The sequence below is a fragment of the Chromobacterium sp. FG89 genome (assembly GCF_057808735.1).
This window is the reverse complement of record NZ_JBMDIQ010000005.1, coordinates 106645-128325: the sequence shown is the minus strand read 5'-3', so window position 1 is coordinate 128325 and position 21681 is coordinate 106645. Positions and strand designations below refer to the sequence as shown.

The following is a 21681-nucleotide window of genomic DNA, read 5'->3' as shown; positions in this document are numbered from 1 at the left end:
CTGAGTGGTTGGTATCGCCCCGGTATGACTGGGGCGCAAAAGATTAGTTCGGGGTCAACGGCTGAATTTCAATGACTTGCGCATGGTTTTTTTCCACGCGGAAACGCACATTCCAGTGGTGCAGCGCCACGCCGTAGACCCGCTGCGGGTCGTCTTGATAGGCCGGGCGCGGGTCCTGGGCCAGCACCTGTTCCACCAGCGCGGCGAAATCGCCGGGCAGGCCGGCTTCGGCGGCCAGCTGCGCGCGCGCGGCGGGGTCCCAGCCCACGCTCAATTGCGGCGGCGGGCCGTCGACAAAGCCGCCGCGGGCTTCCGGCCGGGCTTCGACAAAGGGAATATAGGGCTTGATGTCCAGCACCGGGGTGCCGTCCAGCAGATCGGCGCCCTCCAGCGTCAGCACCACCTTGGGCTGGGTGTCCACGCGCAGTAGCCGCACCAGGGACAGGCCCAGCGGATTGGGGCGATGGGTGGCGCGGCTGGCGAACACGCCGACCTTGGCGTTGCCGCCCAGCCGCGGCGGCCGCACCAGCGGCTGCCAGCCGCGCTCGGCGGTTTGATGGAACACGAAGCTGATCCAGACATGGGAAAACGCGTCCAGCCCGCGCACCATGTCGGGGTGGTCGTAGGGCGGCAGCAGCTCCAGCGTGATGCGGGCGGCGTTGACCAGCGAGGGTTGGCGCGGGATGCCGAATTTTTCGCGGTAGGGCGAGCGGATCACGCCCACCGTGTCGAAGGTGTAGCTCATGGCCGGATTGTAGCATTCGGCCAGGGGCGCGATCTGCGGCGGCTAGCCGACGAAGTGCTTGTTGTAGCGGCTGCTCAGCCGGCCCATGGGCAGCAGCATGAAGAAATCCGCGCAGTTGAAGTCCGGGTCCCAGGCCGGTTCGCCGCAGATATAGGCGCCGGCGCGCAGATAGCCCTTGATCAGCGCCGGCAGCGGCGCGGAGGGGGCGTCGTCGCGGACCCGGTCCAGCGGCAGCGGCAGGTGGGGGAACACCCGCCATTCCGGCGGCGACAGATGCTTGGCCTCCAGTTGGCGGTACAGGCTGACCGCCTGGTGGCCGCCGTCGCTCAGCGACACGCTGGCGCAGCCGGCCAGGTATTGGCCGCCGTGCTGTTGCACGTAATCGGCGAGGCCGGACCAGAGCAGGGCGATCACCGCGCCGGAGCGGAAGTCGCGGTGCACGCAGGAGCGGCCCACTTCGATCAGGCCGGCGCGCAGGTGGGCCAGCCGGGTCAGATCGAATTCGTGTTCGGAATACAGGCTGGGCGCGCGGCGCGCCATGGCCGGGGACAGCATGCGGTAAGTGCCCACCACCAGGCCGCTGGCGGCGTCTTCCACGATCAGGTGATCGCACAACTCGTCGTATTCGTCGCAATCGATGCCCAGGTCGCGGGAGCCGAGCTCCGCGCCCATTTCCCCGGCGAACACATCGAAGCGCAGCTTCTGCGCGCGGCGGATATCCCGCGTTTCACTGGCCACGCGCACGCTTAGGCGCGGTTTGGCGCTCACGGCAAGCTGTTCATTTAGCAGCATGTTTTGCTCCCTTTTGTGGTGAGTCCCATGCTAGGCAGCTTGTTTGACGCGGCGATGTCTTTAATATGACTATCGGGTGACCGGCGCTTGACGCCGTCGTTACCGGCTGGATTTATTGAAATCAACGACTTACGCTGGTTCAGGATTTGGCGTAGAATAGGCCGTTTTTCCGTTCGATTTGCTCTTTCCGACAAAGCCATGATTTATCCGACAAACTTCGACGTGATAGTGGTGGGCGGCGGCCATGCCGGCACCGAGGCCGCGCTGGCGGCCGCGCGCATGGGCTGCGACACCCTTCTTTTGACGCACAACATCGAGACCTTGGGCCAGATGTCGTGCAATCCGTCGATCGGCGGCATCGGCAAGGGCCATCTGGTCAAGGAAGTGGATGCCCTGGGCGGCGCAATGGCGCTGGCCACCGACATCGGCGGCATCCAGTTCCGCACCCTCAACGCCTCCAAGGGCCCGGCGGTGCGCGCCACCCGCGCCCAGGCCGACCGCATCCTGTACAAGGCGGCGATCCGCGAGATGCTGGAGAACCAGCCCAATCTGACGCTGTTCCAGCAGCCGGTGGACGATCTGCTGATAGAGGGCGACCGCGTCGCCGGGGCCATCACCGCCATCGGCATCACCTTCCGCGCCAAGACCGTGGTGTTGACCGCCGGCACCTTCCTGTCCGGCAAGATCCACGTCGGCATGGAGAACTACACCGGCGGCCGCGCCGGCGATCAGGCAGCGTCCACGCTGGGCGCGCGCTTGCGCGAACTGGCCCTGCCGGTGGGACGGCTGAAAACCGGCACGCCGCCGCGCATCGACGGCCGCAGCGTCGACTTCTCTGTGATGGAAGAGCAGCCGGGCGACACGCCGGAGCCGGTGTTCTCCTACCGCGGCAACCGCGCGCTGCACCCCAAGCAACTGCCGTGCTGGATCACCCACACCAATGAACGCACCCACGAGATCATCCGCTCCGGCTTCGACCGCAGCCCGATGTTCACCGGGGTGATAGAAGGCGTCGGCCCGCGTTACTGCCCGTCCATCGAAGACAAGATCAACCGCTTCGCCGACAAGGACAGCCACCAGGTCTTTCTGGAGCCGGAAGGCCTGACCACGCACGAGTTCTACCCCAACGGGATTTCCACCAGCCTGCCCTTCGACATCCAGCTGGCGGCGGTGCGTTCGATCCGCGGCATGGAGAACGCCCACATCCTGCGGCCCGGCTACGCGATCGAATACGATTACTTCGACCCGCGCGGCCTGAAGGCCTCGCTGGAGACCAAGGCGATCCAGGGTCTGTTCTTCGCCGGCCAGATCAACGGCACCACCGGCTATGAAGAAGCCGCCGCCCAGGGCCTGCTGGCCGGCATGAACGCCGCCCTGTTCGCCCGGGATCAGGCTAGCTGGTGTCCGCGCCGCGACGAAGCCTATCTGGGCGTATTGGTGGACGATCTGATCACCAAGGGCGTGGCCGAGCCTTACCGCATGTTCACCAGCCGCGCCGAATTCCGCCTGCAGTTGCGCGAAGACAACGCCGACCTGCGGCTGACCGAGATTGCCCGCCAACACGGCCTGATCGGCGATGCCCAATGGGACAGCTTCTGCCGCAAGCGCGACGCGGTGGAGGCGGAGAAGGCCCGCCTGAAGGCCACCTGGCTGCATCCGGCGCGGCTGAGCGACGCCGCCGCGCTGCAAGCGTTGCTGGGCAAGGCGATAGAGCGCGAATACAGCCTGTACGATTTGCTGAAGCGGCCCAATGTCGCCTACGCCGATTTGATGACGCTGCCGGAGGCCGGCGGCGCGGTGGCGGACGAGGCGGTTGCCGAGCAGGTGGAAATTCAGGTCAAATACCAAGGCTATATCAACCGCCAGAACGAAGAACTGGCGCGCCGCGACAACCTTGAAGACGTGCGCCTGCCGGCCGACATCGACTACGGTCTGGTCAAGGGCCTGTCCAAGGAAGTGCAGCAGAAACTGAACCAGCAACGCCCGGAAACCCTGGGGCAGGCTTCGCGCATCCAGGGCATTACCCCGGCGGCGGTTGCTCTTTTGATGGTCCACCTGAAACGCGGCTTTGCCGACGCAACGAAAACCGCATGACACATAACGCAGAACTACAACAAGGCCTGTCGCAGCTGAAACTGGAACTGAGCGACGCGCAAATCGACTTGCTGGACCGCTATCTGGCGCTGCTGGCCAAATGGAACCAGACCTATAACCTGACCGCGGTGCGCGAGGAAAAGCGCATGGTCAGCTACCATCTGCTGGACAGCCTGAGTCTGGTGCCGCATCTGGACGGCGGCAGCCGCCTGCTGGACGTCGGCTCCGGCGGCGGCATGCCCGGCATCCCGGCGGCGATCGCCCGCCCGGATCTGCAAGTGGTGCTGCTGGATTCCAACCATAAGAAAACCACCTTCCTGCGTCAGGTGGTGGTGGAACTGGGCCTGCCCAATGTGCAGGTGATGACCGAGCGGGTGGAGGCCTACCAGCCGGAACAGAAGTTCGACCGCATCACCAGCCGGGCGTTTTCCGAGCTGGCCGAGTTCGTCAAGCTGACCCGCCACCTGCTGGCGGATCACGGTCAATATGTAGCAATGAAGGGTGTCTATCCTTACGAGGAAATCGCCTTGTTGCCGCAGGGTACGGTGGTTTCCGAAGTATTGCCGGTGACAGTGCCGGGCCTGGATGCCGAACGGCACCTGGTGAGAATGCGCCTGGAAGGGGTGGGTGCGCAATGAATTCAAGGGTGATCGCGGTCGCCAACCAGAAGGGCGGGGTCGGCAAGACCACGACTGTGGTGAATCTGGCGGCGGGCCTGGCCGACTTGGGCCGGCGCGTGCTGATTGTCGATCTCGACCCGCAGGGCAATGCCACCATGGGTAGCGGCATCGCCAAGCAATCCCTGAAACTGTCCGGCTACGACGTGCTGCTGGGCGAGGCTTCGATCGAAGACGCGCGCCAGCCGGCGAAGGAGGGCGGTTACGACGTGCTGCCCGCCAACCGCGATCTGGGCGGCGCGGAGCTGGAGCTGGTCAACGAGCTGGCGCGCGAAGCGCGGCTGAAGAACGCGCTGCAGGCGGTGGAGGAGCAGTACGACTACGTGCTGATAGACTGCCCGCCCTCGCTGAACCTGCTGACCCTGAACGGGCTGGTGGCGGCGCACAGCGTGCTGATCCCGATGGTGTGCGAATACTACGCGCTGGAAGGCCTGTCCGACCTGGTGGCGACCTTGCGCAAGGTGCGGGTGGCGGTGAATCCCAAGATCGAGATCATGGGCCTGCTGCGCACCATGTTCGACGCGCGCAATAATTTGTCGCAGCAGGTCTCCGAGCAACTGGCCCGCCATTTCGGCGCCAAGGTGTTCGACACCGTGATACCGCGCAATGTGCGGCTGGCGGAAGCGCCCAGCCACGGCTTGCCTGGCCTGGTCTACGATCGCGCCTCGCGCGGCGCGCAAGCCTATCTTGCGCTGGCGCAAGAGCTGGCGGACAGGCTAGAGCCCGCAACCACAACCCCCTCCGTCTAAGCGATATGGCCAAATTAAAAGGATTGGGGCGCGGCCTGGACGCGCTCCTGTCCACTGCCGAGACAGTGGACGACAGATTGACTTCCCTTCCCATCGACAGCATCCGTCCCGGCAAATACCAGCCGCGCAGCTTCATGGACGAGGGCGCGCTGGACGAACTGGCCGCGTCCATTCGCTCCCAGGGCGTGATTCAGCCGCTGGTGGTGCGCGAAATCGGCTTTGGCGATTACGAACTGATCGCCGGCGAGCGGCGCTGGCGCGCCTCGCGCAAGGCCGGCTTGTCCGAAGTGCCCGCAGTGATCAAGAGCGTGCCGGACGAAGCGGCGCTGGCGATGGCGCTGATCGAAAACATTCAGCGCCAGGAACTGGACCCCATCGAGGAGGCCCAGGGCCTCAAGCGCCTGATCGACGAATTCGGCCTGACCCACGAGGCCGCCGCCGACGCGGTGGGCCGTTCGCGCAGCGCGGTCAGCAATCTATTGCGTCTGCTGGCGCTGCCGGAGCCGGTGCAGACCATGCTGCATCAGGGGCGGCTGGAGATGGGCCATGCGCGCGCCTTGCTGGCGCTGCCGGTGGTTGAGCAGCTGGGTCTGGCGCAGGAGGTGGGCGAGAAAGGCCTGTCCGTGCGCGAGGTGGAGCGCAGGGTACAGCAGAAAGCTGTGGAAAAAACCACAGTTGCACCGCAGCAAAAACAGACAGACCCGGACGTGAACCGGCTGGCGGAACAGGTGTCGGAGCGCATAGGCGCGCGCGTCAGCATCCGTCACGCAAACCGCGGCAACGGCAGGCTGGTCATAGAATATGCAACGCTGGACGAGCTGGAAGGCTTGCTGGAAAAGCTGCAGAAAACTTCAAGCAAATGAGACTGTTGCAACGCAGCATGTCAATGACAGGCAAGTTGACGCAAATCAAGCGTGAAGCCTATAATTCGGCGGTTTTTTTGCTGGGTAAACATGGTTAATCCAGAAGTTAAGCGTATACTGCGCCTGCAGTGCACCCTGGTGGGGGTCGCGCTGCTGATCGGAATGGTTGCAGGGGGAGGAAACCTGGCCGTTCCGGTTTCTGTCTTGCTTGGCGGATTGTCGGCCTTGGTGCCGGCTCTGGTGTACGCCAGAATCGCCTACGCCAAGCGCCATGTCGCTCCCGCGGAACTGATGAAAGCGCATTTCAGGGCAGAGGCCGTCAAATACGTCCTCACCATCCTGATATTTGGTGCGACTTTGGTATTTTTCAAGGATTTATCGATAGTCGGTCTTTTTGGCGGATTTTTTGCCGCCGTATCCGGCTACTGGTTCGGGCTTTTAATCAAAAATTGAGAAAATGAGCGATGGCAAGCAACGCAACTGACTACATCAAGCACCACCTCACCTTCTGGAATTCGGATCCTTCCGCCGGCTTCTGGAGCCTGCACCTTGATACCTTCTCCATTTCGCTGGTTCTCGCCTTCATCTTCGCCGGCGTGTTCGCCGTCGTGGCGCGCAAGGCCAAGCTGGAGAATCCGGGCCGGCTGCAGCTGTTTGTGGAAAGCATCGTGGAGATGGTGGACAAGCAGGTGCGCGACGTATTCCACGGCCAGAGCAAGGTGATCGCTCCGCTGGCGCTGACCATTTTCTGCTGGATCTTCCTGATGAACTTCATGGACCTGCTGCCGGTGGATCTGCTGCCGACGCTGGCCCAGTGGGTGGGTTACACCTTCTTCGGCGCCGAGCCGCATCATGTTTACTTCCGCGTCGTGCCGTCCGCCGACGTCAACGCCACCTTCGCGATGTCCTTGTCCGTGATGTTCTGCATCATCGGCTTCTCCATCAGCGCCAAGGGCGTGGGCGGTTACACCAAAGAACTGTTCACCGCGCCTTTCCACGCGGAAGGCACCGTGGGCAAGATCCTGCTGGCTCCGGCCAACTTCCTGTTGCAGATGGTGGAACTGCTGGCCAAGCCGATTTCGCTGTCCCTGCGTTTGTTCGGCAATATGTACGCCGGCGAAATGATCTTCATCCTGATCGCGCTGCTGCCCTGGGGCCTGCAATGGCTGCTGGGCGCGCCGTGGGCGATCTTCCACATCCTGATCATCACCCTGCAGGCCTTCGTGTTCATGATGCTGACCATCGTGTACCTGAGCCTGGCGGTGGAAGCGCACTAATACCGGTTTCTTTGTTTTACCTTTGTTTTTTAGCTTTTTTACCAACCATCCTTGATTAAGTCTTAGGAGATACACAATGGAAGCACTCGTTTCTCAGATCCAGTCCATGACCGTACTGGCCGCTGCCCTGATCATTGGCCTGGGCGCCATCGGTACTGCTCTGGGTTTTGCCATCCTGGGTGGCAAATTCCTCGAGTCCTCCGCCCGTCAACCGGAAATGATCCCGGTTCTGCAAACCAAACTGTTCATTCTGGCCGGTCTGCTGGACGCCATCTCCATGATCGGTGTTGGTATCGCCATGCTGTACACCTTCAATAACCCGTTCCTGTCCGCCGCCCTGGCCGCTCTGAAAGCCGGCGCTTAATTTTTAAGCGGAATTGGTTGTTGCAGTAATACTACTGGAGGAAAACAAGCGTGGAATTCAACGTAACACTACTGGGCCAGGCGATCACGTTCGCCATCCTGGTATGGTTCACCATGAAGTTTGTTTGGCCTCCGCTTACCAACATGATGGATGAGCGCGCCAAGCGCATCGCAGACGGCCTGGCCGCCGGCGAGCGTGGCAAGCAAGATCTGGAAGCCGCTGAAAAACGCGTTGCGGACGAACTCCGCAAGGCCAAACAGCAAGCGACCGAAATCGTGATGGCCGCTGAAAAGCGCGCCAGCCAGATCGTGGACGAAGCCAAGGATGCCGCACGCGTTGAAGGCGCGCGCATTGTGGCCGACGCCAAGTCTGAGATCGATCAGGAAGTCCTGCGCGCCAAGGAAACCCTGCGCGCGCAAGTGGCCGACCTGGCGGTTGCGGGCGCAGAGAAGATCCTGCGCAAAGAGATCGACTCGGCCAAGCACGCTGATCTGCTTGCCTCCATCAAAGCGGAGTTTTAATTAACTCATGGCAGAACTCATTACCGTAGCTAGGCCCTATGCCGAAGCGGTATACAGCCTCGCCACCGAGCAGCACGCCACCCAGCAATGGTCGGAATCGCTGTCGTGGCTGGCTGCCATGGTGAAGAACCCGGATTTGGAAGCCGTCATCACCAATCCGAAACATACCGCACAAGAGCTTGAGGCGCTGATGCTGGATGTTCTGGGCGCGCGCGGCAACGAAGACGTAAAACGTTTTCTGGCCGCGCTGATCGAGAACAACCGTTTGACGCTGCTGCCGCAAATCGCCGAACAGTTTGAAGTGTTCAAGGCGCAAGCGGAAGGCGTTGTGGATGCCGTGGTGGAAACGGCGTTTGCAATGAACGATGCACAGCAAGCCGAACTGACCGACACGCTTTCCAAGAAGTACGGCAAATCCGTACGGATTGATGTGCGTGACAACCCTGACCTGATCGGCGGGGTTCGTGTGTTGGTAGGCGACGATGTCATCGACGCTTCCGTGCGCGGCAAACTGCAAGCCATGGCAGTAAGCCTCAAGAATTAGGAGAGATCATGCAGTTGAACCCCTCTGAAATCAGCGATCTGATCAAGGCGAAGATTCAGAACCTGGCCGAAGGCGCAGAAACCCGTACCAAAGGTACCGTGATTTCCGTGACCGACGGCATCGTTCGTATCCATGGCCTGGCAGACGTGATGCAGGGTGAAATGCTCGAATTCCCGGGCAACACCTTCGGCCTCGCGATGAACCTGGAGCGCGACTCTGTCGGCGCCGTGGTTCTGGGCGAGTACGAGCACATCTCGGAAGGCGACGAAGTTACTTGTACCGGTCGCATTCTGGAAGTTCCGGTAGGTCCGGAACTGATTGGCCGCGTGGTCAACGCCCTGGGTCAGCCGATCGACGGCAAGGGCCCGGTTAACGCCAAGCTGTCCAGCCCGATCGAAAAGATCGCGCCGGGCGTGATTGCGCGTCAATCGGTATCCCAGCCGATGCAGACCGGCCTGAAGGCCATCGACTCGATGGTTCCGGTTGGCCGCGGTCAGCGCGAGCTGATCATCGGCGACCGCCAGACCGGCAAGACCGCGGTGGCGCTGGATGCGATCATCAACCAAAAAGGCACCGGCGTAGTGTGCATCTACGTGGCGATTGGCCAAAAGGCCTCCTCCATCGCCAACGTGGTGCGCAAGCTGGAAGAACACGGCGCGCTGGGCCACACCATCGTGGTGGCCGCGACCGCTTCCGAAGCCGCCGCGCTGCAGTTCATCGCCCCGTACTCCGGCTGCGCGATGGGCGAATACTTCCGCGACATCGGCGAAGACGCGCTGATCGTGTACGACGACTTGTCCAAGCAAGCCGTCGCCTACCGTCAGATTTCGCTGCTGCTGCGCCGTCCGCCGGGCCGCGAAGCCTACCCTGGCGACGTGTTCTATCTGCACTCCCGTCTGCTGGAACGCGCTTCCCGCATCAATGAAGACGAAGTGGCCAAGCTGACCAACGGCGAAGTGAAAGGCAAGACCGGTTCCCTGACCGCGCTGCCCATCATCGAAACCCAGGCCGGCGACGTTTCCGCCTTCGTGCCGACCAACGTGATCTCGATCACCGACGGTCAGATCTTCCTGGAAACCGACCTCTTCAACGCAGGCATCCGTCCGGCCATCAACGCCGGTATCTCGGTATCCCGCGTTGGCGGCGCCGCGCAGACCAAGGTGATCAAGAAGCTGGGCGGCGGTATCCGTCTGGCCCTGGCCCAGTACCGTGAACTGGCTGCGTTCTCGCAGTTCGCTTCCGATCTGGACGAGGCTACCCGCAAGCAACTGCAACACGGCGAAGTGGTGACCGAGCTGATGAAGCAGAAGCAGTTCCTGCCGCTGGCCACCGCCGAAATGGCGCTGACCCTGTGGGCGGTGAACAAGGGCAGCTACGAAGACGTTCCGGTGAAGAAGGCCCTGGCTTTCGAAGCGGCGTTCCTCGCCTATGTGCGCGCGAACCACCACGATGTGTTGGCCGCGGTGAACGCTTCCGGCGATCTGTCCGGCGACAACGAGAAAATCCTGGCCAAGGCGATGGAATCGTTCAAGGCTGGCTTCAGCTACAACTGAGTCTTTTCGGTTAACGCAAACAGTTACTAGGAAAGGTTCAGGAATGGCAGTCGGCAAAGAGATTCTCACCAAGATCCGAAGCGTGCAAAACACGCAGAAGATCACTCGCGCAATGCAAATGGTGGCGACCTCCAAGATGCGCAAAACGCAAGAGCGTATGCGCGCTGCCCGTCCTTACGCCGAGAAGGTGCGCACAGTCATGGCGCACCTTGCTCAGGCGAACACGGATCTTGAGCACCCGCTGTTGCAAAGCCGCGACGTAGTCAAACGCGCCGGCATCATCCTGATGACCTCCGACAAGGGCCTGTGCGGCGGCTTGAACGTGAACACGCTCAAGCGCTTCTTCGCCCAAGTCAAGGATCTGCAGGACCAGGGCATCGAAGTGGATGTCTGCTGCCTGGGCCAGAAAGGCCTGGCCGCATGCCAGCGCGCGCGCCTCAACGTTGTGGCCAGCGCAACCCAGCTCGGCGATGTGCCGAAGATGGAAAAACTGATTGGCCCGCTTACGGTGCTGTTCAAGCAGTACGCCGAAGGCGAACTGGACGCGCTCTACATCGTTTACTCCCGTTTCATCAACACGATGAAGCAGGAGCCGGCGACTGAACAGCTGCTGCCGTTGACCTCGGAACACATGGTGGTGGAGCACTCGCACTCGTGGGATTACCTGTACGAGCCGAGCGCCCTTGCCGTGATGGAGTTCCTGGTCAAACGCTATATCGAGTCGGTTGTGTTCGAGGCGATGGCCGAGAACATGGCCTCCGAGCAAGCTGCCCGCATGGTGGCGATGAAATCCGCCACGGACAACGCCGGTAACACGATCAAGCAACTGCGACTTGTGTACAACAAGGCTCGTCAGGCGGCGATCACTACCGAATTGTCTGAAATCGTGGCAGGCGCCGCAGCGGTGTAAGCCGTCGCAGACTGAAAAAGTTTAATGTTTAGGAACCGATAATGAGCCAAGGTAAAATCGTACAAATCATTGGCGCGGTGATCGACGTGGAGTTTCCGCGCGACGCCATGCCAAAGGTTTATGATGCCCTGAAGCTGGTTGATGCCGACCTGACGCTCGAAGTCCAGCAGCAGCTGGGCGACGGCGTAGCGCGCACCATCGCCATGGGCAGCTCTGACGGCCTGAAGCGTGGCATGAGCGTAGTCAACACCGGCGCACCGATCTCGGTGCCGGTGGGCAGCGCCACCCTGGGCCGCATCATGGATGTCTTGGGCAACCCGGTGGACGAAGCCGGCGCGGTAGCGACCGATGTTCGCCGCGCCATCCACCAGCCCGCTCCGAAGTTCGACGAACTGTCCCCCGCCACCGACCTGCTGGAAACCGGCATCAAGGTGATCGACCTGCTGTGCCCGTTCGCCAAAGGCGGCAAAGTGGGCCTGTTCGGCGGCGCCGGCGTGGGCAAGACCGTGAACATGATGGAACTGATCAACAACATCGCCAAGGCACACTCCGGTTTGTCCGTGTTTGCCGGCGTTGGTGAGCGCACTCGTGAAGGTAACGACTTCTATCACGAGATGAAGGACTCCAACGTACTGGACAAAGTGGCGATGGTGTACGGCCAGATGAACGAGCCGCCGGGCAACCGTCTGCGCGTGGCCCTGACCGGTCTGACCATGGCCGAGCACTTCCGCGACGAGAAGGACGAAAGCGGCAAAGGCCGCGACGTGCTGTTCTTCGTGGACAACATCTACCGCTACACCCTGGCCGGTACCGAAGTATCCGCGCTGCTGGGCCGTATGCCTTCCGCCGTGGGCTATCAGCCGACGCTGGCGGAAGAAATGGGCCGTCTGCAAGAGCGCATTACCTCGACCCGCGATGGCTCGATCACCTCCATCCAGGCCGTATACGTGCCTGCGGATGACTTGACCGACCCGTCTCCGGCGACCACCTTCGCCCACTTGGACGCCACCGTGGTTCTGTCGCGCGACATCGCTTCGCTGGGTATCTACCCGGCGGTGGATCCGCTCGACTCCACCTCGCGTCAGCTGGATCCGCTGGTGGTAGGCGACGAGCACTACACGGTAGCCCGTGGCGTGCAGTCCACGCTGCAGCGTTACAAGGAACTGCGCGACATCATCGCGATTCTGGGTATGGACGAACTGTCCGAGGAAGACAAACTGGTCGTGGCTCGCGCCCGTAAGATCCAGCGCTTCCTGTCCCAGCCGTTCCACGTGGCTGAAGTATTTACCGGCTCGCCGGGCAAATACGTGCCGCTGCGCGAAACCATCAAGGGTTTCAAGGCCATTCTCGCTGGCGAGTACGACCATCTGCCGGAACAAGCGTTCTACATGGTTGGCTCCATTGAAGAAGCTGCCGAGAAAGCCAAGACCCTTAACTAAGGAGAGGGCTGATGTCCAAGATGCGTGTGGAAGTGGTCAGCACCGAGCAAATGATCTTCTCCGGCGAAGCTGAGTTCGTGGTTGCGCCGGCTACCGAAGGCGAGATCGGTGTGTATCCCCAACACGTGCCGCTCCTGACCCGTATCAAGCCCGGCGTGCTGCGTCTGAAAGTGCCGGGCAGCAGCGAAGAAGTTCTGGTGGCAGTGTCTGGCGGCATGATGGAAGTGCAGCCCAGCCTGATCACCGTGCTGGCCGATACGGCGATTCGCGGCGAGGATCTCGACGAGGCCCGCGCCAATGAGGCAAAACGCGCTGCGGAGGATTCTCTCAAGCGCGCCACCGACGACCTCTCCACCGCGAAGGCGCACGCTGCTCTGGCAGTGGCCATCGCGGAGTTGAAGGCGCTGGATTTCCTCAAGAAGCGCGCCCACTGATAAGAGATGTAATCGTGTATAGTAGGCTGCCACGCAAGTGGCAGCCTTTTTCCGTTTTCGAGTCGTGAAAAAACCATGGACAGTCTCAGCATCGTCATTCTCGCTGCCGGCAAGGGCAAGCGCATGTACTCCTCCAAACCCAAGGTATTGCACCCCATAGGCGGCGAGCCGATGCTGGCGCGGGTGATCCGCACCGCGCGCGCCTTGAAGCCTGCGCGTCTGATCGTGGTGTACGGCCACGGCGGCGAACAGGTGCGGGCGGCCATCCCGGACGCGGACCTGATCTGGGCCGAGCAGGCCGAGCAGCTGGGCACCGGCCACGCGCTGAAGATGGCCCTGCCGCACCTGCCGAAGGACGGCAAGACCATGGTGTTGTACGGCGACGTGCCGCTGACCAAGGCGGACACGCTGCATCGCTTGTCCGGCGCCGCCGGCGCGGGCATGGCGGTGCTGACCGACGTGCTGGACGACGCCAGCGGCTACGGCCGCATGGTGCGCGGCGCGGACGGCAAGCTCCAAGCCATCGTCGAGCACAAGGACTGTACGCCGGCGCAACTGGCGATCCGTGAAATCAACACCGGCATGATGGCCCTGCCCAATGCGCGGCTGGCCGGCTGGCTTGCCGCGCTCAACAACGGCAACGCCCAGGGCGAATACTATCTGACCGACGTGCTGGCCCTGGCGGTGGCGGACGGCGTGAGCGTGGACAGCGCCAGCGTGGACGCCAGCTGGGAAGCCGCCGGCGTCAACAACAAGGTGCAGCTGGCCGAGCTGGAGCGCATCCTGCAGCGCAACCAGGCGCAAGCCTTGCTGGAAGCCGGCGTCACGCTGGCGGACCCGGCGCGCATCGACATCCGCGGCGAACTTAGCCACGGCATGGACGTGAGCATAGACGTGGGCTGCGTGTTCGAAGGCGTGGTGGAGCTGGGCGAGCAAGTGGACATCGGCGCGCACTGCGTGCTGAAAAACGTCAAAGTGGCCGCCGGCACCAAGATCGCGCCGTTCTCGCATCTGGAAGACGCGGTGGTGGGCGAGGGATGCCGGATCGGGCCTTACGCCCGGCTGCGCCCCGGCGCGAAACTGGCCGGCCACGTGCATATCGGCAACTTCGTCGAAGTGAAGAAAAGCGTGATCGGCGAAGGCTCCAAGGTCAACCACCTGAGCTATATCGGCGACGCCGAGATCGGCGGCAAGGTGAATGTGGGCGCCGGCTCGGTGACCTGCAATTACGACGGCATCAACAAGTTCAAGACCGTGATCGGCGACAACGTCTTCGTCGGCTCCGGCACCCTGATGGTGGCGCCGGTGACGCTGGAATCCTACAGCACCATAGGCGCCGGCTCGGTGATCAGCCGGACCGCGCCGGCCGGCGAACTGACGGTGGCGCGCGCGCGCCAGGTCACGGTGCCGGGCTGGAAGCGGCCGCAGAAAAAAACCGACTGATTCCCTTCCGTCGCCATGCGGCGTCCATTCTCCTGATTTGGAGGATGGGCGCCGTTTTTCATGGCGGCATTCTTGCGACAACCCCTTGCCGCGGCGCGACGCTTCCGCGGCCGGCGCTTGTCAAAGCCGAAGCGGCGCTGCTATGATCGCGAAACTTTCGAAACGAAACATAAAATGACCAAGCGAAACACTCAGCAACGCCGTCACGCCATCGCCGCCCTGGTGCAGGAACGCGGCGAGGTCAGCGTGGACGAGCTGACCAAGCGCTTCTCCACCTCCGAAGTGACCATACGCAAAGACCTGGCCCTGCTGGAAACCGGCGGCCTGCTGCTGCGCCGCTACGGCGGCGCGGTGTCCTTGCCGTCGGAGATGGTGGTCGAAGAAGACGCGGAGCAGGTTTCAAAACGAAAGATCGCCATCGCCCGCGCCGCCGCCGAGCGGCTGCGCGACCACAACCGCGTGATCATAGACAGCGGCACCACCACCAGCGCGATGATCCCGCTGCTGGGCAATAAGCGCGGCCTGGTGGTGATGACCAACTCCCTGAACGTGGCCGGCGCGCTGCGCGAGCTGGAGAACGAACCCACGCTGCTGATGACCGGCGGCACCTGGGACCCGCATTCCGAATCCTTCCAGGGCCAGGTGGCGGAACAGGTGCTGCGTTCCTATGATTTTGATCAGCTGTTCATCGGCGCGGACGGCATCGACCTGGAGCGCGGCACCACCACCTTCAATGAACTGGTGGGCTTGTCGCGCGTAATGGCCGAAGTGGCGCGCGAAGTCATCGTGATGGTGGAGTCGGAAAAGATAGGCCGGCGCATCCCCAATCTGGAATTGCCGTGGGAGCGCATTCATACCCTGGTGACCGACGACGCCTTGTCGGAGGAGGCCAGAACCCAAATTCAGGCGAAGGGCATTGCGCTGATCTGCGCGTCCTCGCCCGCTGATAGTCCAAGGAGAAAGTAATGTGCGGCATTGTCGGCGCCATCGCGGCGCGTAATGTGGTTCCGGTATTGGTGGACGGCCTGAAGCGGCTGGAATACCGCGGCTACGACTCCGCCGGCGTGGCGGTCTTGGCCGGCGACGCCATCCGTCGCGTGCGCCGCGTCGGCCGTGTCGCGGAGATGGAAAACGCCGCGGCGGAAGAAAGCCTGCAAGGTCAGGTGGGCATCGGCCACACCCGCTGGGCCACCCATGGCGGCGTCACCGAACCCAACGCCCACCCGCACGTATCCTTCGGCAAGATCGCCGTGGTGCACAACGGCATCATCGAAAACCACGAAGAGCAGCGCGAACGCCTGAAAGGCCTGGGCTACGCCTTTGAATCCCAGACCGACACCGAAGTCATCGCCCACCTGGTGCATCACTACTACCAGGCCGGCGACAGCCTGTTCGACGCGGTCAAGCGCGCCAGCCGCGAGCTGACCGGCGCTTACGCCATCGGCGTGATCGCGGTGGACCGCCCGGACGAACTGGTGTGCGCGCGCATGGGCTGCCCGCTGCTGGTGGGCCTGGGCGACGGCGAAAACTTCATCGCCTCCGACGTTTCCGCCATCGTGTCCGCCACCCGCCGCGTGATCTTCCTGGAAGAGGGCGATATCGGCCGGCTGACCCGCGACGGCGTGGAACTGCTGGACAAGGACGACCAGCCGGCGCAGCGCCCGGTGCATGTGTCCGACGTGTCGCTGGCCTCGCTGGAACTGGGCCCGTACAGCCACTTCATGCAGAAGGAAATCCACGAACAGCCGAAGGCGCTGTCCGACACCATAGACGCGGTGCAGGACTACGGCTTCAATCCCGAGCTGTTCGGCGAGCGCGCCGGCGAAGTGCTGCCGCAGCTGGAAGGCGTCAAGATCCTGGCCTGCGGCACCAGCTACTACGCCGGCCTGACCGCCAAATACTGGATCGAAACCATCGCCGGCGTGCAGTGCGACGTGGAAATCGCCAGCGAATACCGCTACCGCAGCGCCTGGGCCAACCCCAATTACCTGGTGACCACCATCTCCCAATCCGGCGAGACGCTGGACACCATGGAAGCGCTGAAATACGCCAAGGAACTGGGCCACCGCTACGCGTTGTCTATCTGCAATGTGCGCGAATCCGCGATTCCGCGCGCCAGCGAACTGGTGTTCTTCACCCGCGCCGGCGCCGAGATCGGCGTGGCTTCCACCAAGGCCTTCACCACCCAATTGGTGGGCCTGTTCGCGCTGGCTGTGACCCTGGGCAAGATGCGCGGCAAGGTCAGCGCGGCCGACGAGGCGCGCTACCTGGACGAACTGCGCCACCTGCCGGGCAGCGTGCAGCACGCGCTGAACCTGGAACCGCAGATCAAGGCTTGGGCCGACAAGTTCGCAGCCAAGGACAACGCGCTGTTCCTGGGCCGCGGCCTGCATTTCCCCATCGCGCTGGAAGGCGCGCTCAAGCTGAAGGAAATCTCCTACATCCACGCCGAAGCTTACCCGGCCGGCGAGCTCAAGCACGGCCCGCTGGCGCTGGTGGACGAGGATATGCCGGTGGTGGTAATCGCCCCCAACGACGCGCTGCTGGAAAAGGTGAAATCCAATATGCAGGAAGTGCGCGCGCGCGGCGGCGAGCTGTTCGTGTTCGCCGATCTGGACAGCCATTTCAGCGAATCCGACGGCGTGCACGTGATCCGCACCCCGCGCCATGTCGGCGTGCTCAGCCCGGTGGTGCACGCCATCCCGGTGCAGATGCTGGCCTACCACGTGGCGCTGGCGCGCGGCACCGACGTCGACAAGCCGCGCAACCTGGCCAAGAGCGTGACGGTGGAGTGAGGCGGGGTTGGTCCCTCCTGATTTATTAATAGGCAAAAAGATGTAGCCTAGACAAAAAGATGTAATAAAGCCCGGCAAGTTACTTTGCCGGGCTTTTATCTTTGTTTGTAGACGCCACGTTTATCACTGCGCCCACCCAGAATAACCTAACTTATCGTCGGATCAACATATGTTATGTCATGCAGGCGAGAATATCAGTTTTCAGTTAATTTGAGCTGCTGTCGTCAAGTATGAGCTGACTGTAATATTGCCAAAAACAATATCTAACGGTAACAAGAAAATGTAGCAGGTTGTCACCAATGTGTACTTGAGGACGCTGGTGAGCTTATACCAACGATGAAGACTGTCTAGTTTTGTATTTCGTACTGTATTTCTTCACGGTTGACAGCAAATACACCGCCCATAGTTCTTATCCATACATGTCCTTCATCCTCTTTGATGAGCGATCCTGCCATGTCAAATTCAAAGCGAGGTGAGAGATATGGAGATTTGAAAATTATTTTCTTTTCTTTTTCTATGTTTTCATTCAGCTCGGATTTTATGTGCTTGAGTAACGATTCATAAGAAATGGTGCTTTGGTTCTGAATGTCGGTTATTTTTTTAGAGTCAAGCGTAGCAAGCTCGTCAATTTTGTATTTTCCAGGCAGTTGATGGCGATAACTTGAGCGCCATTTTGATGTTTCATTGGTTCCTTCAAATATTACAACAGACGACATTCCAAGGTCATCTTCGTTGTATTTTGATACCAGTATGTATGGAGTAACTCTGATATCCTCTTTTTCTGCTATTGAGGCAACTTGAAAGTGTGCATCTTCTGTTGCTTTTTTAAATGCTAGCGCAGGGCTTATGCTGATTTTTTCTTTTAATTTTATTGCATCGGATTGTGTGATGCCTTCAATCATTTTCATATTAGCGGCAACACCGATGGGCCCCAGTAGCAGACCCAGGCCAACACCGCCTCCACCTTGGTTTTGAAAATAAACGATGGACTTTTCAGCATTGAGGTGCTGGGTCATGTGGTTGGTTGTTTCAACCATTTCAGATTTGGATAGTGCATAGCTTTTCCCTTGAGAAGGCTCTGGCAGTTTTTTCTGAAAGGTTGGGGAGGCGCATCCGGTGATAAAGGATGAGACTAGAAAAATGTAGGCAAATTTCTGTAATTTCACGGATTGTTGTTCCATTTTATAATGATTGTCTAATAGTATTTTTGATTTGTGGGTTATTCTTTTTAAGAAAATCCCAAGTGGGAATGTACTTGATAATGTTGTAATGAGCAAGAGAATAGATCGCTATTTTTGTTTGCGCAGTGCTGGATTTTTGACTTAGATTTTTAGGGTGTAAAAATACGGACCTCTGGAAGACTCTGTTTTTTTGTGGCGCTAGAGGTATACATCGTGAACGGCGGCAAAAATGCATTTTGCCATAGCGCCATTTGGGCTGACGAAAGCCTATTTCGATTCTTACTCTCGTGAATCATAAAGCCAAGCAAGCCCAAACTAAAATAGGCTCTTCTGGGCTTTTTTTCATTGCAGGCGGGCTTGCTGTTCGATCTTGCGAGAAGCTTGGGCGAACCAGATGGCGGTCTGAAAACCTATTCAAAGTTTGCTGTGCGTCGGCGGGATAATTAGGCAAGGGCGTTAAAAAGCAAGCTCACACCACTCGTACACTCTGCTTTTTCATTCGTTTTTGCCTTGTCTCGTCCTTGCCCGAGGAACTTTGAGCAGGCTCTGAGCCGGGCCGAAGGCCCAGACCACAGCTATAATCCCCCTCCGTGGCGAAACAGATCTGAATGCGGGATAAGCGATGCAAGTATCGGCCTTGGAACGGCAACTGAATTTTCTGAGAGAGATAGACCGCTTGAAGTCGGTGCTGCGGCAATCGCCGTTGCTGGACCAGAGCCGCCGGGAGAACTCGGCCGAGCATTCCTGGCATCTGGCGATGTACGCCTTGCTGCTGGGCGATTACGCCAGCGGTCCGGTCAACACCGAGCGGGTGATCAAGATGCTGCTGCTGCACGATGTGGTGGAGGTGGACGCCGGGGATTTTCCCATCCACGGCCAGGCTGTGTCTGGGGCACAGGCGGAAGCGGAGGCGAGGGCGGCGGAGCGTTTGTTTGGCTTGCTGCCGGCGGAGCAGGGCGCTGAGCTGCTGGCGCTGTGGCGGGAGTTTGAGCGCGCGGAAAGCGCCGATGCCTGTTTCGCCAAGGCGCTGGACCGTTTCCAGCCTTTGCTGATCAATGTCTTTACCGGCGGCGGGACCTGGACGCAGAACGATGTTTCGCTGGAGCAGGTGCTGTCCCGTTACGGCCCGGTAATCCAAAAAGGCGCGCCGCAGCTTTGGCTGTTGTGCGAGCAGTGGGTGCGCCGGCATTTTGCGAAGCAGTCTGTTTAGGGTCGCTAACCAAACCCCTGATGCTGTGTCGCGCGAACCTGTTTACGATCCGCTGCGCGTCGGCGATACGGCGTTGAAAACATCTTCAAAATGCTCATGTACCGGATGTACACTCCGCTTTTTCAGCCGCAACGCCTTGCCTTGCCCTTGTTCGCGAGATCGTAAACAGGTTCTTAGCCGTAAAACTGAGTTTTGTGAGCGGCTCTTAACGCTATTCAGATCGGCTTCAGCGCCCCAGCGATGGCTTGCCTCCGCCGCGCGAGGCGCGCCAGGCGCGGCTTTCTTGTGCTGCCGGGTGCCGCCGGCTTGACGCTCTCCCGCTCCTCCCCAACAATAGCCCCCGCGCCGCAGCAATCGCGGCGCTCGGGATTGGTCTCCCGATTATGAATGCTTGTTGCGGATGCGCTGTTTCCACGGCGTATCCGTTGCCATTGCTTTGCCTATTCGGGCGGGCCGTGGCAAGTGGCGTCCTTATGGGCGCACCGGCTTATGCAAGCATTCACCGGTAGACCAACTCTTGTCATGTGCCCGCCTTGCCGCCTTGCGGCATGGCCCTTCTGCTCAGGAGGTTGCAAATGGTAAAGCTTGTCCGTCCGGTGCTTGGCATCGATCTCTCTTCGTCCCCTGCTGAAACTCAAGACATCCGTCAGGACGTCGCATCCCCACTCCCGCCGCTAGGGCCGCGCTCGCGCTACCGTTTTGTCGGCAGCGAAGCCAAAGACCTCAGCCTGCCCTTTGTCCGTCGCGTCAAAGGCCGCACTTATCCGCATTACTGGCAGCCGGCCGAGGCGGAGAATGCGTTCGAGGCCAGCGCCTTGGGCCGTCAATACGCGGCCCATCTGGCGCAGCTGCTGAAACTCAACCGCCAACACGCCGCGCGCGGGCTGTTGTTCCGCATCGCTTGCGATATGGATTTCCGCGACCACAGCCACCGCCGCAGCATGTGCAAGAGCTTCTTCAATTATCTGGAGATGTTGTTGAGCCTGGGTGTGGCGCAGATTGATCTGCCGCGGCATGTGGCGGCGGTGCAGCAGCTCTACCTGAGCCTGGACGAGTTGGACGCCTTGCCGCGCAAGCTGGGGCGGAAGAAGAGGCGCTAAGCCGGGGAGGGCGCAGCCGGCCCTGCGGGACTGGCTGTGAGTGCCCTCTTGGACAGGCTTTTATCCCGCTTCCGCATTCCGTTTTCATCCCATTTTCATTCCGCTTTCATCCGGCTTTCTTCGTGTTTTCCCCTTGTTTTGCGCACCAGCGGGTCAATTCGCTCTGAGTCGAGAGGGGAGGATGGCATCCGCGGGTTCTCGTCCGCCGGGTGTTTTGAGAGTGCTCTTATAGAGTTTGATCGTCGGCTTTTCGATAATGACGTGCCAAGTACAGCTTAAGGCCGTATTTGCAGGTTTTATTTTATAGACCTCTATTGAAAGCGAAATGATGAATAAAGTCGTGCTGCCTGCATTGCTGGCTGCGGTATTCAGCGTCGGCGCCCATGCCGCCGACCCCATTCCTGGTTCCACTCGCGCTTCCGCCGAATGGGATGTGACCGCGGATAAGGATAGCTCGCACGCTATCGAAATCACGGCTAAAAAGCCGAATGTGCATTTCGTGTACAGCCCGATTTCCAAAATCATTGAATCCAAAAACCTGGATTTCGATATCCGTATGCTGAATTCGGATGAATACACCATCAGCGGCTATAAGGTGAAAGCCTCTTCGGTCCAGCATCAGCTGAGCCATACCGCGTCCATCGGGGAAATGGATTTTGACCTCAGCGTGACGGACCATGCCGGCAAGCAGGTGAAATTGTCGGCCGAACCGAAGGATCTGGACGGTCTGTCCGGGTTTGGCGAATTCGCGAAAGTGGCTTCCATCGCCGGAGAGAATAAAGGCACTTCTCAGCTGAAAGCGGAGTTTGCCGGCGGCAAGGATTCCAGCGGCGTCATGGTGACCGAAGCGTCTAAATTGAGCGATGGCCAATACGTGGGCAAATTCGATTTGATCCTGGACGCCTCCTGGCAGAAAACAGTCAAAACCGAAGAAGAGAATACGCAATTCTCCGTTCGCTGATTTCAAAGGGTAGCGCCAAAAAAGGGAGC

Annotated in this window: 22 protein-coding genes; 19 read left to right on the top strand and 3 right to left on the bottom strand. The window is 60.5% G+C overall.

Annotated elements, in window-relative coordinates:
* Positions 1 to 43 precede the first annotated feature (43 nt).
* Together tsaA and ACODRW_RS06810 are read right to left on the bottom strand one after the other, a co-directional pair.
* Entirely contained in the window at positions 44 to 745 is a 702-nt protein-coding gene (gene tsaA, locus ACODRW_RS06815) for a tRNA (N6-threonylcarbamoyladenosine(37)-N6)-methyltransferase TrmO (protein WP_227105524.1), read from the bottom strand.
* 42 nt (positions 746 to 787) lie between these two features.
* On the bottom strand, positions 788 to 1537 hold the full coding sequence (locus ACODRW_RS06810) for a GNAT family N-acetyltransferase (protein WP_488905416.1): 750 nt from the start codon (positions 1535 to 1537) through the stop codon (positions 788 to 790).
* 198 nt (positions 1538 to 1735) lie between these two features.
* Here ACODRW_RS06810 and mnmG point away from each other — a divergent pair, with 198 nt between their 5' ends.
* The 16 genes from mnmG to glmS all read left to right on the top strand — a co-directional run bounded on the left by mnmG (position 1736) and on the right by glmS (position 17200).
* On the top strand, positions 1736 to 3631 hold the full coding sequence (gene mnmG, locus ACODRW_RS06805) for a tRNA uridine-5-carboxymethylaminomethyl(34) synthesis enzyme MnmG (RefSeq protein WP_488905415.1): 1896 nt from the start codon (positions 1736 to 1738) through the stop codon (positions 3629 to 3631).
* Positions 3628 to 4269 (top strand): 16S rRNA (guanine(527)-N(7))-methyltransferase RsmG, encoded by a 642-nt coding sequence (gene rsmG, locus ACODRW_RS06800; protein WP_048410014.1) that lies wholly within the window; start codon positions 3628 to 3630, stop codon positions 4267 to 4269. Before mnmG ends, rsmG begins: the two co-directional genes overlap by 4 nt.
* On the top strand, positions 4266 to 5057 hold the full coding sequence (locus ACODRW_RS06795; RefSeq protein WP_107800958.1) for a ParA family protein: 792 nt from the start codon (positions 4266 to 4268) through the stop codon (positions 5055 to 5057). Before rsmG ends, ACODRW_RS06795 begins: the two co-directional genes overlap by 4 nt.
* A 5-nt stretch (positions 5058 to 5062) precedes the next feature.
* Positions 5063 to 5920: a ParB/RepB/Spo0J family partition protein gene (locus tag ACODRW_RS06790; protein WP_107800957.1), complete on the top strand. Its 858-nt coding sequence runs from the start codon at positions 5063 to 5065 to the stop codon at positions 5918 to 5920.
* Between the two features lie 90 nt (positions 5921 to 6010).
* Complete coding sequence (locus tag ACODRW_RS06785; RefSeq protein WP_048413015.1) at positions 6011 to 6373, top strand: ATP synthase subunit I; 363 nt, start codon at positions 6011 to 6013, stop codon at positions 6371 to 6373.
* Between the two features lie 11 nt (positions 6374 to 6384).
* A complete protein-coding gene (gene atpB / locus ACODRW_RS06780) occupies positions 6385 to 7197 on the top strand; it encodes a F0F1 ATP synthase subunit A (RefSeq protein WP_048413016.1) in 813 nt (270 codons plus the stop codon).
* 76 nt (positions 7198 to 7273) lie between these two features.
* The gene (gene atpE / locus ACODRW_RS06775; RefSeq protein ID WP_019101091.1) at positions 7274 to 7561 is read left to right on the top strand and encodes a F0F1 ATP synthase subunit C; all 288 of its coding nucleotides are present in this window, start codon (positions 7274 to 7276) and stop codon (positions 7559 to 7561) included.
* Between the two features lie 50 nt (positions 7562 to 7611).
* Positions 7612 to 8082 carry a F0F1 ATP synthase subunit B gene (locus ACODRW_RS06770; protein ID WP_048410019.1) on the top strand — a complete coding sequence of 157 codons (471 nt, stop codon included), beginning with the start codon at positions 7612 to 7614 and terminating at the stop codon, positions 8080 to 8082.
* A gap of 7 nt (positions 8083 to 8089) precedes the next feature.
* Complete coding sequence (locus ACODRW_RS06765) at positions 8090 to 8626, top strand: F0F1 ATP synthase subunit delta (protein WP_043589588.1); 537 nt, start codon at positions 8090 to 8092, stop codon at positions 8624 to 8626.
* A gap of 8 nt (positions 8627 to 8634) precedes the next feature.
* A complete protein-coding gene (gene atpA, locus ACODRW_RS06760; protein ID WP_048410021.1) occupies positions 8635 to 10179 on the top strand; it encodes a F0F1 ATP synthase subunit alpha in 1545 nt (514 codons plus the stop codon).
* Positions 10180 to 10222: 43 nt separating this feature from the next.
* The gene (gene atpG / locus ACODRW_RS06755) at positions 10223 to 11089 is read left to right on the top strand and encodes a F0F1 ATP synthase subunit gamma (protein ID WP_048410022.1); all 867 of its coding nucleotides are present in this window, start codon (positions 10223 to 10225) and stop codon (positions 11087 to 11089) included.
* A 41-nt stretch (positions 11090 to 11130) separates the two neighbouring features.
* A complete protein-coding gene (gene atpD, locus ACODRW_RS06750; protein WP_019103741.1) occupies positions 11131 to 12528 on the top strand; it encodes a F0F1 ATP synthase subunit beta in 1398 nt (465 codons plus the stop codon).
* An 11-nt stretch (positions 12529 to 12539) separates the two neighbouring features.
* Complete coding sequence (locus ACODRW_RS06745; protein ID WP_019103740.1) at positions 12540 to 12962, top strand: F0F1 ATP synthase subunit epsilon; 423 nt, start codon at positions 12540 to 12542, stop codon at positions 12960 to 12962.
* Positions 12963 to 13037: 75 nt separating this feature from the next.
* Positions 13038 to 14405, top strand: coding sequence for a bifunctional UDP-N-acetylglucosamine diphosphorylase/glucosamine-1-phosphate N-acetyltransferase GlmU (gene glmU, locus ACODRW_RS06740; RefSeq protein WP_107800955.1), 1368 nt, complete (start codon positions 13038 to 13040; stop codon positions 14403 to 14405).
* 174 nt (positions 14406 to 14579) lie between these two features.
* Positions 14580 to 15371, top strand: coding sequence for a DeoR/GlpR family DNA-binding transcription regulator (locus tag ACODRW_RS06735; protein WP_235085929.1), 792 nt, complete (start codon positions 14580 to 14582; stop codon positions 15369 to 15371).
* On the top strand, positions 15371 to 17200 hold the full coding sequence (gene glmS / locus ACODRW_RS06730) for a glutamine--fructose-6-phosphate transaminase (isomerizing) (RefSeq protein WP_107800953.1): 1830 nt from the start codon (positions 15371 to 15373) through the stop codon (positions 17198 to 17200). Before ACODRW_RS06735 ends, glmS begins: the two co-directional genes overlap by 1 nt.
* 347 nt (positions 17201 to 17547) lie before the next feature.
* On the opposite strand, the gene ACODRW_RS06725 is transcribed toward glmS, so the two are convergent.
* Positions 17548 to 18366 (bottom strand): hypothetical protein, encoded by an 819-nt coding sequence (locus ACODRW_RS06725; protein WP_488905414.1) that lies wholly within the window; start codon positions 18364 to 18366, stop codon positions 17548 to 17550.
* Positions 18367 to 19003: 637 nt separating this feature from the next.
* Between ACODRW_RS06725 and ACODRW_RS06720 the strand changes: the two genes are divergently transcribed.
* From ACODRW_RS06720 to ACODRW_RS06710, 3 genes are all read left to right on the top strand, one after another.
* Positions 19004 to 19591 (top strand): HD domain-containing protein, encoded by a 588-nt coding sequence (locus tag ACODRW_RS06720; RefSeq protein WP_488905413.1) that lies wholly within the window; start codon positions 19004 to 19006, stop codon positions 19589 to 19591.
* Positions 19592 to 20166: 575 nt separating this feature from the next.
* The gene (locus ACODRW_RS06715) at positions 20167 to 20691 is read left to right on the top strand and encodes a hypothetical protein (RefSeq protein WP_107800895.1); all 525 of its coding nucleotides are present in this window, start codon (positions 20167 to 20169) and stop codon (positions 20689 to 20691) included.
* 325 nt (positions 20692 to 21016) lie between these two features.
* The gene (locus ACODRW_RS06710; protein WP_488905412.1) at positions 21017 to 21652 is read left to right on the top strand and encodes a common pilus major fimbrillin subunit EcpA; all 636 of its coding nucleotides are present in this window, start codon (positions 21017 to 21019) and stop codon (positions 21650 to 21652) included.
* The last annotated feature ends 29 nt before the right edge of the window (positions 21653 to 21681 follow it).